Source organism: Labilibaculum euxinicum (assembly GCF_963678175.1).
In the GTDB taxonomy this organism is placed as follows: Bacteria; Bacteroidota; Bacteroidia; order Bacteroidales; family Marinifilaceae; genus Labilibaculum; species Labilibaculum euxinus.
In genome coordinates this window covers 2510106-2524504 of sequence record NZ_OY782756.1, presented here as the reverse complement: position 1 = coordinate 2524504, position 14399 = coordinate 2510106, and the positions used below count along the sequence as shown (strand labels likewise).

At 35.8% G+C, this 14399-nt stretch carries 14 protein-coding genes; 7 read left to right on the top strand and 7 right to left on the bottom strand.

What is annotated here, in order from left to right:
* Positions 1-38: 38 nt before the first annotated feature.
* The 5 genes from menB to ACY0M5_RS10080 all read right to left on the bottom strand — a co-directional run bounded on the left by menB (position 39) and on the right by ACY0M5_RS10080 (position 4542).
* On the bottom strand, positions 39-863 hold the full coding sequence (gene menB / locus ACY0M5_RS10100; RefSeq protein ID WP_124993775.1) for a 1,4-dihydroxy-2-naphthoyl-CoA synthase: 825 nt from the start codon (positions 861-863) through the stop codon (positions 39-41).
* Positions 860-2557: a 2-succinyl-5-enolpyruvyl-6-hydroxy-3-cyclohexene-1-carboxylic-acid synthase gene (gene menD, locus ACY0M5_RS10095; RefSeq protein WP_461631672.1), complete on the bottom strand. Its 1698-nt coding sequence runs from the start codon at positions 2555-2557 to the stop codon at positions 860-862. Before menD ends, menB begins: the two co-directional genes overlap by 4 nt.
* A gap of 99 nt (positions 2558-2656) precedes the next feature.
* Positions 2657-3778 carry an isochorismate synthase gene (locus ACY0M5_RS10090; RefSeq protein ID WP_461631671.1) on the bottom strand — a complete coding sequence of 374 codons (1122 nt, stop codon included), beginning with the start codon at positions 3776-3778 and terminating at the stop codon, positions 2657-2659.
* Entirely contained in the window at positions 3765-4196 is a 432-nt protein-coding gene (locus tag ACY0M5_RS10085) for a PaaI family thioesterase (protein ID WP_461631670.1), read from the bottom strand. The genes ACY0M5_RS10090 and ACY0M5_RS10085 overlap by 14 nt, the downstream gene beginning before the upstream one ends.
* Before the next feature lie 154 nt (positions 4197-4350).
* The gene (locus ACY0M5_RS10080; protein ID WP_101310831.1) at positions 4351-4542 is read right to left on the bottom strand and encodes a cold-shock protein; all 192 of its coding nucleotides are present in this window, start codon (positions 4540-4542) and stop codon (positions 4351-4353) included.
* 525 nt (positions 4543-5067) lie between these two features.
* Here ACY0M5_RS10080 and asnA point away from each other — a divergent pair.
* From asnA to ACY0M5_RS10055, 5 genes are all read left to right on the top strand, one after another.
* On the top strand, positions 5068-6105 hold the full coding sequence (gene asnA, locus ACY0M5_RS10075) for an aspartate--ammonia ligase (RefSeq protein WP_461631669.1): 1038 nt from the start codon (positions 5068-5070) through the stop codon (positions 6103-6105).
* A gap of 131 nt (positions 6106-6236) precedes the next feature.
* A complete protein-coding gene (locus tag ACY0M5_RS10070) occupies positions 6237-6761 on the top strand; it encodes an SRPBCC family protein (RefSeq protein ID WP_461631668.1) in 525 nt (174 codons plus the stop codon).
* 96 nt (positions 6762-6857) lie between these two features.
* Complete coding sequence (locus tag ACY0M5_RS10065) at positions 6858-7415, top strand: SRPBCC family protein (protein ID WP_461631667.1); 558 nt, start codon at positions 6858-6860, stop codon at positions 7413-7415.
* A 13-nt stretch (positions 7416-7428) separates the two neighbouring features.
* Positions 7429-7644 (top strand): YgaP family membrane protein, encoded by a 216-nt coding sequence (locus ACY0M5_RS10060; RefSeq protein WP_124993768.1) that lies wholly within the window; start codon positions 7429-7431, stop codon positions 7642-7644.
* Between the two features lie 265 nt (positions 7645-7909).
* On the top strand, positions 7910-8281 hold the full coding sequence (locus ACY0M5_RS10055) for a DUF3795 domain-containing protein (protein ID WP_461631666.1): 372 nt from the start codon (positions 7910-7912) through the stop codon (positions 8279-8281).
* A gap of 71 nt (positions 8282-8352) precedes the next feature.
* Here the strand turns inward: ACY0M5_RS10055 and ACY0M5_RS10050 are convergent, their stop codons facing one another.
* The gene (locus tag ACY0M5_RS10050; protein ID WP_461631665.1) at positions 8353-9702 is read right to left on the bottom strand and encodes a sensor histidine kinase; all 1350 of its coding nucleotides are present in this window, start codon (positions 9700-9702) and stop codon (positions 8353-8355) included.
* On the bottom strand, positions 9692-11062 hold the full coding sequence (locus ACY0M5_RS10045; protein WP_461631664.1) for a sigma-54-dependent transcriptional regulator: 1371 nt from the start codon (positions 11060-11062) through the stop codon (positions 9692-9694). Before ACY0M5_RS10045 ends, ACY0M5_RS10050 begins: the two co-directional genes overlap by 11 nt.
* 178 nt (positions 11063-11240) lie before the next feature.
* Between ACY0M5_RS10045 and ACY0M5_RS10040 the strand changes: the two genes are divergently transcribed.
* Together ACY0M5_RS10040 and ACY0M5_RS10035 are read left to right on the top strand one after the other, a co-directional pair.
* Positions 11241-11951: an ABC transporter ATP-binding protein gene (locus ACY0M5_RS10040; RefSeq protein ID WP_461631663.1), complete on the top strand. Its 711-nt coding sequence runs from the start codon at positions 11241-11243 to the stop codon at positions 11949-11951.
* 50 nt (positions 11952-12001) lie between these two features.
* On the top strand, positions 12002-14359 hold the full coding sequence (locus ACY0M5_RS10035) for an ABC transporter permease (RefSeq protein ID WP_461631662.1): 2358 nt from the start codon (positions 12002-12004) through the stop codon (positions 14357-14359).
* The last annotated feature ends 40 nt before the right edge of the window (positions 14360-14399 follow it).

Genomic DNA, 14399 nt, shown 5'->3' with positions numbered 1-14399 from the left:
ATTATCCGATGGCCATTTTAATATCTTCAATTTCTGAATTACCCTGGAAATTTAGGGAATTTCTGAAAGTCAGGATCCCGTTTTTCAAGGAATGCATTTTTTCCTTCTTGTGCTTCTTCCATCAGGTAATACATCATGGTTGCATCACCGGCAAATTCCATCAGTCCACGCTGTCCGTCGAGCTCAGCATTTAAACCGCGTTTGATCATGCGCAATGCCATCGGGCTACGCATCAGCATGGTTTTACACCAGTCTACAGTTTCATCTTCCAATTGCTCTAAGGGAACCACTTTGTTCACCATTCCCATTTCTTCGGCTTCTTTGGCTGTGTACTGCTTGCAAAGGAACCAAATTTCGCGGGCCTTTTTCTGACCTACGTGACGAGCCAAATAAGAAGAACCAAAACCGGCATCGAAACTACCTACTTTGGGGCCGGTTTGTCCGAACTTAGCATTTTCCGAAGCAATAGTTAAATCGCAAACAATGTGCAATACATGTCCGCCGCCAATTGCATACCCATTTACCATAGCAATAACAGGCTTGGGCATCGAACGAATTGCTTTGTGCAAATCCAGTACATTTAAACGAGGTACACCGTGATCATCAATATAGCCACCTACCCCTTTTACATTTTGGTCGCCGCCAGAACAAAACGCTTTGTCGCCGGTTCCGGTAAACACAATTACACCAATATCGCTGCGCTCGCGGCATATATCCATCGCATCCAACATATCAAAATTGGTTTGCGGACGAAATGCATTATAGACCTCTGGTCGGTTGATTGTAATCTTTGCAATCCCTTCGAAAAAATCGAATTTAATGTCTTCGTATTCTTTAATGGTAGTCCAGGCTCTGGTTGTCATACCTTTGATTTTATAGTTTTAAAATAATTTATTAATACTTGATCGTTCACCGTTCTGGGTGTTTTTATTTCCAGTATTGCAGCACGATTACTGACAGCATAGAAATTAGGAAGTATGCTATTCACTTCCTCTTGATTTTCGGCATAAAAATAATCCAAACCGAATGTTTCAGCTAATTTACCGGCTTTATAATCCTGCACCGTTTCAAAATATTCTTCCAATTCATCTACCCCCGAAGGTCCCGAAATAAAGCGGAAGATTCCTCCACCTCCGTTGTTAATCAGAATAATTTTAAAATTTGGCTGTAAATATTTATTCCACAATGCATTTGAGTCGTAAAAAAAACTAATGTCACCCGTAATCAATGTTGTTGTTTTCCCATTCACCAGCGCGGCACCTGCTGCGGTTGATGTACATCCATCAATCCCGCTGGTTCCGCGATTCGAATTGTAAGTAAGTGCAACCGATGTTTTAAATAATTGAGCATAGCGCACCACTGAACTATTCGCCAGCTGCAGATTTCCACCTTCGGGAATTGCATGTAACATCTGTTCGAAAACCTTTAAGTCGCTCCATTCGATATTCTTCAGATAGTCCGAATGAATTTCCGAAACCTCGGCATCCCTGCATTTCCAACAGTCTGAAAAGAAACTGTCAGATGGTTTTATCAATGGCAGTAATTGCTTAAAAAATGCCAATGGCGATACATCGATATGAGAAGTCAAATTTTTAAATGTATCAATAAAATGATCTTCTTTCCCAACAAACCAATGTTCTTTAGGCTTGTTATTTCTTAAAAAGGATTTTATCATTTTAGAAACCAAAGGCCCGCCAAAATTAATCAGCAGATCTGGCTTGAAATTATCTATTTCCTCGTCTTTTATCGAACAAATAACCCGATCGATACAAGGCAAAAACTCCTTATTGTGAAGATTCGATACCGATTCTGTAAGAATCACTACATTCTTATTTTGAGCCAATTCGGCAAGCAACTCATTTAATTCGGCCTGAGGATGAAGCAATCCAGCCAGAATTACAATTTTCTGATTGGAATTCACGATAGCCGCAATAGAAGAAATTGTATCAGCACTTAACTCATCAACGGAATTGATTTTTCCAATCACCCGTTCGATCGAATTCGGATATGGTTTCACCCCATACAGTGGTTCCCGCAAAGGAAAATTGATGTGAACAGGTCCTAATCTTCCACTTTGAGCTTTGGATAAAGCCTCGTTCACCATTCGGTTTAAATACCAGCAATCATCCGGATTATTTGCATCCAAAGGCAGTTGATAGCTTGCTTTCACAAATTGTCCGAAAACATTTACTTGCGGCAAAGCCTGAGAATCATCTTGTCCGATCCATTCAACAGGCCGGTCTGCCGAAATAACCACCAAAGGCAGTCTCTGATAAAAAGCTTCGGCAACAGCAGGTCCATAGTTCAGTAAGGCTGTACCCGATGTACAAACCAAGCCAACCGGTTTTCTTGTTTGCTGGGCAATACCCAATGCAAAATATCCTGCGCTTCTTTCATCAACAATCACCAAACTTTTAATTCGGTCATCCTTAGCAAAGGAAATACTTAATGGTGCGTTACGGGAACCAGGTGAAACAATCACGTATTCCATTCCTTTCGCCCAGCAGATATCAATCAATTCTTTAACCCCTTTAATATCCGAGTAATTGCGCTCCATATCTTCTATTTTTCTTGTTCTATACGAGAATACACAAAAGCAAAAATTGCATTTCAAATGTATGTTTGGTCAAATTTAAAATAATTTATTGGGCTTCCCTTACGAACGAATCACATTCAGCAAGGTTTGAGCTTTTAAACAGGTTTCCTCCCATTCTTTTTCAGGAATTGAATCAGCAGTAATTCCTCCGCCAACAAAAAGAGCCATTTGATTTTCAAGCACTTTCATGCTTCGCAGATTTACAAAAAGTGAAATCGATCCGTTCGATTCTATTGGCCCTAAATATCCGGCATAATACTCTCTGTCATGTTCCTCAATTTCTCGAATTAACTCCAAAGCCTTATTTTTTGGCAAGCCGCAAACGGCAGGAGTTGGATGAAGATCCTGAACTAAGTTCGACAATTGACTAAAGCCCATGCCATTGGAAAGTAAATAAGTTGTTTTTAGATGAACAACATTTCCTGCCTGAGATGTCACCGGACCTGTTCGTTCATATTTGGTTAGATTGTGATTCCTAAAAACATTTTCAATATACGAACTTACCAAAGCCTGTTCATGCACCTCTTTTTGCTCCCATTTAATCTGATCGGTAATTCTACCTGCAAGCTTTTGAGTTCCTGCCAAAGCAACAGTTTCAACAGCATTATTTTTTGAAGACAATAAGGTTTCAGGACTTGCACCTATCCATGTTCCCACTTTGGGTATCGACACCAGAAATACAAATGCAGAATCGTAAGATTCTGACAATTTTAAAAAGGATTCAACGGCACAATCCATTCCCATTCCCTCTAAAATTTGAATTCGGGATAAAATGACCTTCTCCAACTTGAATTGTTTCAAGTCGTTAATCATTTTCGAAATCTGGTTAAAATACAAAGCATGTGAACTTTCCAAACTCACATCAGCCGGCAATTTTTCGCCCTTTTCGGGATAATACGATTCCAATAATTGAATAGAATCTGAATTAATTTCGGAGGCCTGCAAATTGATATCCCTTCGTACGAACCATGATTTATGCTTGCTTTCTGCATCGAATGGAGAAAATACAAAACCATTTTCCCCTTCCAAATCCGATAGAAGTTGATAATCTTTCAAATCCTGATCGGTTTGAACTCCTATTTGAATCATCCCGGATTTGGGCAGCTGGTAAGCGAAAAAGGGGAAGTTATTCTGCAAACAGCAGCTTAAGAAAGAAGACAGCTCATTTCTATTTTCCACCATTCTGTTTTTTTAAAATAATATTGGTTATCCGGCACACAGAAATCAACTTTTCCTGTTCATTTATAATATTCACTTCAACTATGTGAGTCATACTTCCTTTATGTATAAAATGTGCTTTTGCGGTAACTGTTCCTGTTCTAATACTTCGAATGTGATTCGCATTAATCTCCATCCCTTTCACTTCATATTTTTCCATATCAGTTTTTATTACTGATAAGGCACTCCCAACCGACTCGGCCAAAGCAAGTGTTGCTCCGCCATGAAGAATTTTCATAGGCTGCCAATGATTTGATGTTACCGGCATTTCTGCAACCAAATAGTTTTCTCCTACTTTGGTGTAAGTAATACCCAAGTGCTCCATCAAAGTATCTGAGCACATCTTATTCAATACGTCAAGTGTATCTATTTCGTTGATCATTTTACAAAAATAATATAATCTGCTATTCAAAAAAAACAAAGAAAATCTTTCCTTGATTAATATTCCTGATTAACTAAATCAAGAAGAAAATAGTGTACAAAAAAAGCTCAACATTACATTGAGCTTTAACTAAGGAAAAATATTTTATTCTGATTTAGTCAATTTTTACATTAACCGCATTCATCCCTTTTTTTCCCTCTACAACGTCAAAAGTCACTTTATCATCCTGATCAATTTTGTCAATTAATCCTGTTACATGAACAAAGATGTCTTCTCCTGTTTCGCTGTTTTTAATGAATCCAAATCCCTTGGATTCGTTAAAAAATTTTACTGTACCTGTAGGCATTACTTAAAAAATTTTAGATTATTATAAAGTAAATGTACGTAATTTGAATTAATCTCAAAATTATTTTTTTTAAAATTTCAAAATAAATTTACATTAATATATGCAACTACATAACAAGACATAACCTACGCTAATCAAACAAAACCTATTTCTTTAAAAACAACAGTCATTTTTTGTTCCTTTAAAAAAAACACCTATTTTAGCCATTCCAAATAACAAAAAAATGAACCAAAAATTTAATATCAATAATCTTTTCAACAATTCAATGAATAATCATTCATTGAAACCGGGAAGCTTATAGAATTAATCAAAATATTCAATTTACAAGCCTTCCCTAATCGGGAAGGCTTTTTTTTATAAAAAAATGGATAAACAATTTAAAAATAATAACAACAATAATAATTCTCGTCCAGGGTGAGAAAGGATATTGTTATGCATATTTCAGCCTTTCTCATCAACGAGAAAGGCTTTTTTTTTGAATCAAATTAACCAGAGGAAAATCCTCACTATCAAAATTTTTAACAAATGGAAAACTTATTTATCCCAAAAGATTACCACAGTACATTGGATCTTGAAACAACCGAAAAAGCAATTAAATTTATTAAAGATCAATTTCAATTGCACTTGGCAGCCGAATTAAAGCTGCGCAGAGTAACTGCTCCAATGATTGTTATGAAAGGAACAGGGCTTAATGATGATTTAAATGGTATTGAACGCCCTGTTGCATTTCCAATTAAAGGACTGGATGATCAAACCGCAGAGGTTGTTCATTCTCTTGCAAAATGGAAACGCTTTATGCTGGGAGAACTTGATATTCCTGTAGGTAAAGGCATCTACACGGATATGAATGCTCTTCGCCCCGATGAAGTTTTTACCAACATTCACTCTATTTATGTGGATCAATGGGATTGGGAAAAATCAATAGCAAAAGCCGAACGCAATCTGACTTTCTTAAAGAAAACCGTAAAGCAAATTTATGCTTCGCTTAAAAGAACTGAATACATTCTAAGCGAATACTATTCACCTCTTAAGCCCTTTTTACCAGAAGAAATAACATTTATTCATTCTGAAGATTTATTAAAGAAATACCCAAATATTAGTCCAAAAGAAAGAGAAGGAAAGGTTACCAAAGAATTTGGTGCAGTATTTATTATTGGCATTGGAGGTGAGCTTGCAAACGGAGAACCACATGATGGAAGAGCTCCCGACTACGATGATTGGACAACACCAAGCACAAACGGATATCATGGTTTAAACGGTGATATTTTGCTTTGGAATCCTATACTTGAACAATCGTTCGAGATTTCTTCAATGGGAATACGAGTTGATGAAGAAGCTTTAAAGCTGCAATTAAAAATTAGTGGTGAAGAAAAAAGAAAAGATCTCATGTTTCACAAAAAACTACTGGCAGGAAAACTTCCATATTCAATTGGAGGAGGAATCGGACAATCACGCTTGTGCATGTTTCTGTTAAGAAAAGCTCATATCGGAGAAGTACAATCAAGTATCTGGCCTGATGAATTAAGGGATGCCAGTAAAAAAGCAGGCATTATATTCCTATAAATCAACATTATAATTAACAAGAGAGTCCTTTTTTTGGGGCTCTTTTTTTTATCTCTCCCAATGAAAATTTCTTATCTTTAGTAAATCTATTACCACATAAAATAAATAATTGCTAACTAAACATTTACATTATGAAAATCTTGCTTTACATTCTCCTTGGAATTGGGCTTCTTGTAGCTATCCTTCATTTTATGGCTCCTAAAACCTATCAAGTTGAACGAAAAATTGTTGTTTCAACCAATATCGACACGGTTTTCAAAAGTCTTTGCTCTCTTAAAGATCAACAAGCATGGTCACCATGGGGTTCTAAAGACCCTGAAATGATAATTGAATACAATGGAACTGACGGAGAAGTTGGCTCATCGACTCATTGGATAGGAAATAAAGAAGTTGGAGAAGGCGAACAGGAAATTACAAAAATAGAACCTAACTCTTATATTGAAACTGAACTTCGCTTTCTGAAACCATTTGAATCAACCAGTACCGGCTTTTTTACTATCAGGCAAGTAGATGAAGGAACTGAAGTTACCTGGGGATTTAAAGGCAATAATACATTTCCAACTACCTTGATGATGGTATTTATGGATATTGATAAAGCGATTGGTCCTGATTTCGAAAAAGGCATGGCAGATTTTAAATCATTCATCGAAAAATAAATTTAGGAAACGTCCATGACAGACAATTTTGACACACAAGAGCATGATTATTAAGTCTTGGTAAGTTCCATATGGCACACACACAATTACAATCATATGAAAACGCTTAAAAAGTCGGGTATTTTACTCCTCATTATATTCCTTGCCTTTGTTGCTCTTGGTCTTTTTCTAAACAAACAAGAGTACCAACTTGAAACCGAAATTAACCGTCCGGTAGAAGAGGTTTTTCAATTATTCAATGATCACAACCGACTTTCGGAGTGGTTGACTGAAGTGAAAAGTTTTGAATCAATTACAGAAACTGAAGATAAAGTTGGCAGTAAATACAAGTTGATGATTGATAATGATGGTAAAATTGTAGAATTAATTGAAACCTTAACCGGCTACAAAGAAAACGAAACGCTTGAAATCGATTTTACAGCAGGATGGATGCACAAATACAATCATTTTACGTTCGAAAAATCGGATAACGGCACCAAAATAATTGCTAAGTATTCTATTGAAGGAACCAATCCATTTGCCAGATCGCTGTTCTTATTTTTCACCAAAACTTTTCAGGAAATTGATTCAACCAATTTGTCACGGTTTAAAACTTTTGCTGAGAAACAACCTATACTTATTGCACCAACAACCGAAATTGAAATTGTTAACTAAAAAATCAAATATCATGAAAAAAAATATGGGGAAAACAGATCGGATACTAAGAGTCATTATTGCACTTATTTTAGCGACTCTATATTTTACAGATATGATTACCGGAACAATAGGAATAGTTGTATTGGTATTTGCAGGAATAATGTTTCTGACCAGTCTTATTGGCAGTTGCCCCCCTTACGGACTTTTCGGCATTAACACCTGCAAAATTGAAGAGCAAAAAAAATAAAATCACCTACAAAAAAGAGACATCCCCGAAGAATTTTCTTCGGGGATTTTTAATGTTTTTTTTATCAACTTAAATGCTGTCATAAAAAAGAGAACACAAATATTATTTTCTCAGTAAAACAAGAAAAAATCATCACCTAATTTATAACCAATAAGCTCAAAAACATCTTGAAAAACACCTGTATTTTGCTTATATTTAAAGATATAATTCTGTAATTAAAGAATTGAAATTAAATTACAATAGGAATAAATAATCCAGTATTAAGATGAGAAGAATTCAGGAGAAAGAAAGAATATCTTACTGTGGAATCAACTGTTCAACCTGTCCTGCTTACGTCGCTACGCAGAAAGGACAAGAAAATGTTCGAATTAAGATTGCAGAGCTTTGGTCAGATAAAGAAAACCAATACGATGCTTGTGAAATAACATGTAAAGGATGTCTGGAACCTTGGGGAAAGAAATTTCGACATTGTGCAGAATGTCAGGTTCGAGCCTGTGCCCGGGAGAAATTATACAACACATGTGCGGAATGTTCCGAGTATCCTTGCAGCAAGTTAATTGAGCTGCTTCAAACACTGGACGAAAAAATATCCAGAATAGACCTTGATGAATTGAGACGTAATAATATAGCGGGTTAATTCCCGCTTTTTTTCTTCAATAAAATCTCAGATTTCCTAAATCAATCCACTTAAAACATTCACATAACTACTTAAAACTGAAGAGAAAACTCGGTTAACCGATCTGGTTTCGAACGAGCTGATATTGTTCCCCCGTGCAACCTCATAATTTGTCTGGAAAGATTTAGACCTATCCCCGATCCTTTCTCCTTCGTGGTAAAAAAAGGAGTGAAAATAGTATCAATCACATCATCGGGGATTCCCATGCCGTTATCCCTTACAATAATGAAATTAACCGGATTTCCCTGGCCTGTTGAAATAGAAATTGACTTGGATTCGGTGCTCTTGAGCGCTTCAATCGAATTGCGAATCAAATTAATCAGGACTTGAGAAATTAGCTTTTCATCGGCGATTAATTCTTGCTCCGAATCATGCAAATGGTACATAAACTCAATATTTTCCGATTTAAACTCTTCCTTAAATAAAGCATCGATATGTGAAAATAATTTTTCAACGGAAAGCAATTCAAAATGCGGTTTCGGAAGCTGTGTTAAATTCTTGTATTCATCAACAAAAGCAATTAAACCTTTGCTCCTTTTGCGAATGGTTTTTAATCCCATTAATGTATTGGAAATTGCTCCTTCGCTCAATAACTCCTTACAAGTTTGATCTCCATTCTTCTCATACAAATCTATTAAGCTCCCCGACAACATCGAAATAGGACTCACCGAATTCATAATTTCATGTGTAAAAACACGAATCAATTTATGCATTGCATCTATTTCCCCCTGATCAATTGCATTTTTTATATCCTGAAAAGCAATCAATTTGATACAGTCATCTTCCAAACGAAAATCAACAGCCTTAACCGCCAATTTTAAAATTCGGTTTTTCACCAAATATTTCCTGAGCTTTTGAGTCCCCGTCTTCACCCGAAATAAAAAATCCGGAAACTCACCGTCAATACATTCCAATTCTGAAATATTCTGAAATTCCTTAACCAGAAAGAGTTCCTTAAATGCTTTGTTACACAACCGTACATTCCCTTTGTGATCGAAAGCCAACAATCCAACCCCCACTAATTCTACCGTATTTTGAAAGAAAACAAAATCTTTTTCCTTTTCAATTTTTACCTTCCCGAATGCATTAATAATACCATTAAAACTTTGATGCAGATTTTGAAAAGCTTTGTCGTTTTTATGTTGGTTAAATACCAATGTTGAATCCTGATATTGAAAAGCTGCAAAAAACCGGGACAAATCACGATTCGTTTTATTGATATACCAGATTAGATATACAATTTGTAAAATCCATAAAGCCAAAAGACTATAAGTAGTTACCACCAGATACTCTTTTGAGAATACATACCAAAATAAAACAGGCGTAAGCGATAACAAAATGATTTGAACAACTATCCAAACATAGAATCTTTTATAAATCATACTTTTTAATTTTATCGTATAATGTAGACCGGTTTATTCCCAACTCCTTTGCCGCAAGACTCATATTCCCACCCGTGTGCTTTATTGCTTTTTCAATTAAAAACTTCTCGTTATCAGACAAATTAAGGCTGTCTGATATTTTTTTCGGCAATTGCAATTCCTCTCCAAGTAACACATCAACAGCAGCTAATTTTTTTGTATCGGATAAGATAACTGATTTTTCGATAATGTGTTGAAATTCCCGAATATTTCCAGGCCATGAATGTTGTGAAAGTTTCTTTACTGCTGATTTTTCAAAAACACATTCTCCTTTCTGATACTGATCGGCATATTTATGCAGAAAAAATGCAGCCAATTCAGGAATATCCTCAATCCGTTCGCGCAAAGGCGGTAATTCTATCTCAATAGTATTCAAACGATACAACAAATCTTCCCTGAAAGTTCCATTAGACACCATTTCAAACAAATTACAATTGGTAGCAGCCAGTATGCGAACATCCACATCAATTGGTGTATTTCCACCCAATGGAACAATTTGTTTGTTTTGAATGGCTGTCAATAATTTTGTTTGCAGATGCAAGGGAACATTTCCGATTTCATCCAGAAAAAGTGTTCCTCCCGATGCCAATTCAAATCGCCCCATACGATCTTCTTTTGCATCAGTAAATGCGCCTTTTTTAGAACCAAATAGTTCGCTTTCAAATAAGTTTTCGCTTAAAGAACCCAAATCAATACTTACAAATACCTGATCTTTTCGGTGCGATGACAAATGAAGCTCACGGGCAATTACCTCTTTCCCTGTGCCATTCTCTCCTACAATTAAAACATTCGCCTCGGTTCCGGCCACTTTCTCAACGGTTCGAAACACTTCAGTCATGGCTTTCGAAGTACCTCTTACAAATTGTGTGTTTCTATTGATCTGATGATTGATCTGCTTCTGCTTTTCCTTCAATCCTTTTATCTCAAGCTTTGAATTCCGCAATTTTAAAGCCGACAGCAAGGTTGAAAGAATCTTATTTTCGTCCCATGATTTCTGAATAAAATCAACTGCCCCCTCTTTCATTGCTTTCACCGCCAATTCCACATCACCGTAAGCTGTAATCAGCACCACACAAGCATTTGCATCAAATTCCAATATTCGCTTTAACCAATACAAACCTTCATTTCCCGAATTGATTCCTGCTTTAAAATTCATATCCAACAAATAAACATCATACTCGTCCACTTCAAGCTGTGATAGCAACTGATTGGGATTCTTAATGGTATCTATTTTCGCAAAATGAGAGTTGAGAAATAATTGCAGAGCAAACAATAGCTCCTCATTATCATCTATAATTAAAAGCTTTCCTTTTCCAGCCATTCTTTTATCCATTTAAATTCTTTGGTTAAAATAATCATATTGTTGTAAATATCGACATTGCATGTTGGATTTTCCGACACTATATTTCACATCACAAACACAAACGCCTGTATTTCTGCATCATCTAAAAATGGCACAATACTTGGCTGCCAATATTTAAATCACATAATCTAAAAAAATGATACATACCAAAGACTTAAGCAAAGTATTCAGAACCGAAGAAGTTGAAACATCCGCCTTGCAGCATGTAAACTTGCATATAGAAACCGGTGAATTTGCTGCCATTATGGGACCATCCGGTTGTGGAAAATCAACACTCTTAAATATTATTGGTTTGTTGGATAATCCCAGCACTGGGAGTTATACTTTTAATCAAGTAGAAATTTCTGACAAAAGTGAAAAACAAAGAACTAAATTCAGAAAAGGAAACATCGGCTTTATTTTCCAGAGTTTTAACCTGATTGATGAACTAAATGTATTTGAAAATGTAGAGTTACCTCTACTCTATATGGGAGTTCCATCGGCACAGAGGAAAGAAAAAGTAGTGCAGGTATTGAAACGCATGAATATTGATCATCGTGCAAAACATTTTCCTCAACAACTTTCGGGCGGACAACAGCAAAGAGTTGCAATAGCAAGAGCTGTAGTTTCGAATCCGAAACTAATTTTGGCCGATGAACCTACGGGAAATCTCGATTCGACCAACGGTACAGAAGTTATGCAATTGCTCGAAGAATTGCACAAAGAAGGAACTACTATTGTAATGGTTACCCACTCGCAAAGCGATGCGGAATATGCAGACCGCGTGATCAATCTATTCGATGGAAAAATTGTTTCGGAAAACAGAAAAGACCCGCAATCACATATCCTCGAATCAGCAGTTTTATAAAATATATCTAACAATCTTATTACTTTTAATCGCCCAATAAAACCGACTATATGCTTTGGTACAAACTTAAATTCTCTTTCAGGAGTCTGGCAAAAGACAAACTCAATTCCATTATCAACATTTTTGGACTTGCTGTTGGAATGGCTGCCGTAATTCTTATTTCTATTTACGTTCAGCACGAATTGAGCTACGATAAATTCAATTCCAAGTACAATCGTATCCACAGATTGATTTCGCAATTGGGAATGGAGAGTACGCAAGATTATGCAATTAACTGTCGCCTCAATCATAAACAGTTTAAAGAAAACATCCCTGGTTTAGAAGAAATTACACAACTTTATCAAGGCTGGGAGTGTGAGATTATCCATAATGAAAAACGCTTTTTCAATTTCAAACTTCGTTTTGTTGATGACAATTTTAATAAAGTATTTGATATTGATTTTTTAAGAGGAAATCCTCAAAAAGCATGGGAAGATCCCAAAAGTATAGTCATTAGTGAAAAAACTGCAAATGTCATATTTGGAAAAATTGATGTAGTCGGAACGCAGGTTACGCTTAATGGGATTGATTGCACAGTAAGTGGTGTCACAAAAAACCTGCCCTCCAATTCACACTATGATTTTGAAGTACTTGCCCCTCTAAAGTCCATTTATCCCATTGATGCAGGATCTGGTTTGGAATTTCATACATACGCACTTACAAAACAAACTGCAGATGAAAAAACAGTATTAAACAACACCTTAAAAGCATATCGTAAAATAATAGATGGATTTCAGGAAGATGGTTATAAAACCGGCGCTTACTTTCAAAAACTAAGTGATGTACATTTACATTCCAAAAATTTACACAGCATTACAGCAAATGGCAATTTTGAGATTGTTCTTATTTACATCTTTTTAGCTATCCTTATCTTATTCATTGCCATGATCAATTTCATTAATATCATGACCGTGAAATTTGAGGGAAAAATTAAAGAAATTGGAATGAGGAAAGCGATAGGGGCAACTCGTTGGGAATTAATCAAATTATTTGTTGGCAATTCAATTTTATTAACAGCGATAGCCTTACTGTTTGGTGTCATTTTAGCTGAGATTTTTTTGCCTCATTTTAGACATTTGATTCACAGAAATTTAATTTTGGATTATTCTAATAATCTTTTCCTTAGTCTGGGAATACCAATAATGGCATTAATAGTTGGGATCGTATCAGGAGTTTATCCTGCTTTTTTTATATCTAAACCATCTCCATCTGCAGCTTTAAGTGGTGGTGGTTTAAAAATGAATGATAAAAATGTTCTCACAAAACTTCTCGTCGTATTTCAGTTCACAGTTTCAATGATACTTATCTCAACACTATACATCCTTAATCAACAAGTTTCTTACATAGAGAATGCTGATTTGGGTTTCAACCCTGAGAAAGTCGTCGCCATAGAAAACATAAATGCTAAAATTAATCAGTCCTACTTTTCAATAAAAGAAGAATTACTAAAGCTTCCTACGATTCAATACGTCTCAGCTTCTGACCATATACCCGGAGGTGGTGCAAGTGGACAAGCTTTCACCTTATTAGGGCAGGAAGAAAATAATGTAAAATCCTTTAGCTCTTATCGAATTCAACCGGACTATTTCAAAACAACAGGTATTGATTTAATAGATGGCAAATCATTTAAAGAAACTGGGGAATTTCATCAAAAAGGAATAATTATTAACGAATCTGGCGTAAGATTTCTCAACATTAAGAATGTAATTGGTGTCAATGTAGAATACCAGGGAGAGATTCAGGAAATAATTGGTGTTGTTAAAGATTTCAATTACCAATCACTTCATTCTAAAGTAAAACCCCTAATGTTTACCCATAATAGTTTTGAGATGATTAGTGATATTTTAATCAGATATCAAGGAGACAACCTACCAAATGTTTTAAAAAAAGTTACTCAGGTTATTCGCAGGTTTGATCCTGGTTATGTGCTAGACTATACGATTATAGAAGATTTTTGTCGCAATAAATATAAAAGCGAAGAAGATTCTATGCAATTAATGGGCTATACTTCTATTCTGTCCTTTGTATTAGCCTTATTAGGTTTGTATGCTTTATCACTTTTCATGGTACAAAAACGCACCAAAGAAATCGGCATTCGAAAAGTTACTGGTGCCAGCGAATGGCAAATTACATCCTTGCTGTTTTCCACTTTCATAAAATGGATTGCAATAGCCTTTGTGATATCGATCCCCGTTTCGTATTATATGATGCAAAACTGGTTGGAACAATTTGCCTATCACATTACTATTGGTCCGCTCCCATTTGTATTTGCCGGTTTGCTAACTACATTTTTTGCACTCTTGGTTGTTGGCGGACAAACCAGAAAGGCTGCCAATCAAAATCCGGTTGATTCCTTACGAAGTGAATAGCAGGCCTATTTAGAAATCATTCAATAAGGGGGAGCACATC

Coding starts and splice junctions, on each gene's coding strand:
- menB (WP_124993775.1), bottom strand. CDS start 863: ATGACAACCAGAGCCTGGACTACCATTAAAGAATACGAAGACATTAAA.
- menD (WP_461631672.1), bottom strand. CDS start 2,557: ATGGAGCGCAATTACTCGGATATTAAAGGGGTTAAAGAATTGATTGAT.
- ACY0M5_RS10090 (WP_461631671.1), bottom strand. CDS start 3,778: ATGGTGGAAAATAGAAATGAGCTGTCTTCTTTCTTAAGCTGCTGTTTG.
- ACY0M5_RS10085 (WP_461631670.1), bottom strand. CDS start 4,196: ATGATCAACGAAATAGATACACTTGACGTATTGAATAAGATGTGCTCA.
- ACY0M5_RS10080 (WP_101310831.1), bottom strand. CDS start 4,542: ATGCCTACAGGTACAGTAAAATTTTTTAACGAATCCAAGGGATTTGGA.
- asnA (WP_461631669.1), top strand. CDS start 5,068: ATGGAAAACTTATTTATCCCAAAAGATTACCACAGTACATTGGATCTT.
- ACY0M5_RS10070 (WP_461631668.1), top strand. CDS start 6,237: ATGAAAATCTTGCTTTACATTCTCCTTGGAATTGGGCTTCTTGTAGCT.
- ACY0M5_RS10065 (WP_461631667.1), top strand. CDS start 6,858: ATGAAAACGCTTAAAAAGTCGGGTATTTTACTCCTCATTATATTCCTT.
- ACY0M5_RS10060 (WP_124993768.1), top strand. CDS start 7,429: ATGAAAAAAAATATGGGGAAAACAGATCGGATACTAAGAGTCATTATT.
- ACY0M5_RS10055 (WP_461631666.1), top strand. CDS start 7,910: ATGAGAAGAATTCAGGAGAAAGAAAGAATATCTTACTGTGGAATCAAC.
- ACY0M5_RS10050 (WP_461631665.1), bottom strand. CDS start 9,702: ATGATTTATAAAAGATTCTATGTTTGGATAGTTGTTCAAATCATTTTG.
- ACY0M5_RS10045 (WP_461631664.1), bottom strand. CDS start 11,062: ATGGCTGGAAAAGGAAAGCTTTTAATTATAGATGATAATGAGGAGCTA.
- ACY0M5_RS10040 (WP_461631663.1), top strand. CDS start 11,241: ATGATACATACCAAAGACTTAAGCAAAGTATTCAGAACCGAAGAAGTT.
- ACY0M5_RS10035 (WP_461631662.1), top strand. CDS start 12,002: ATGCTTTGGTACAAACTTAAATTCTCTTTCAGGAGTCTGGCAAAAGAC.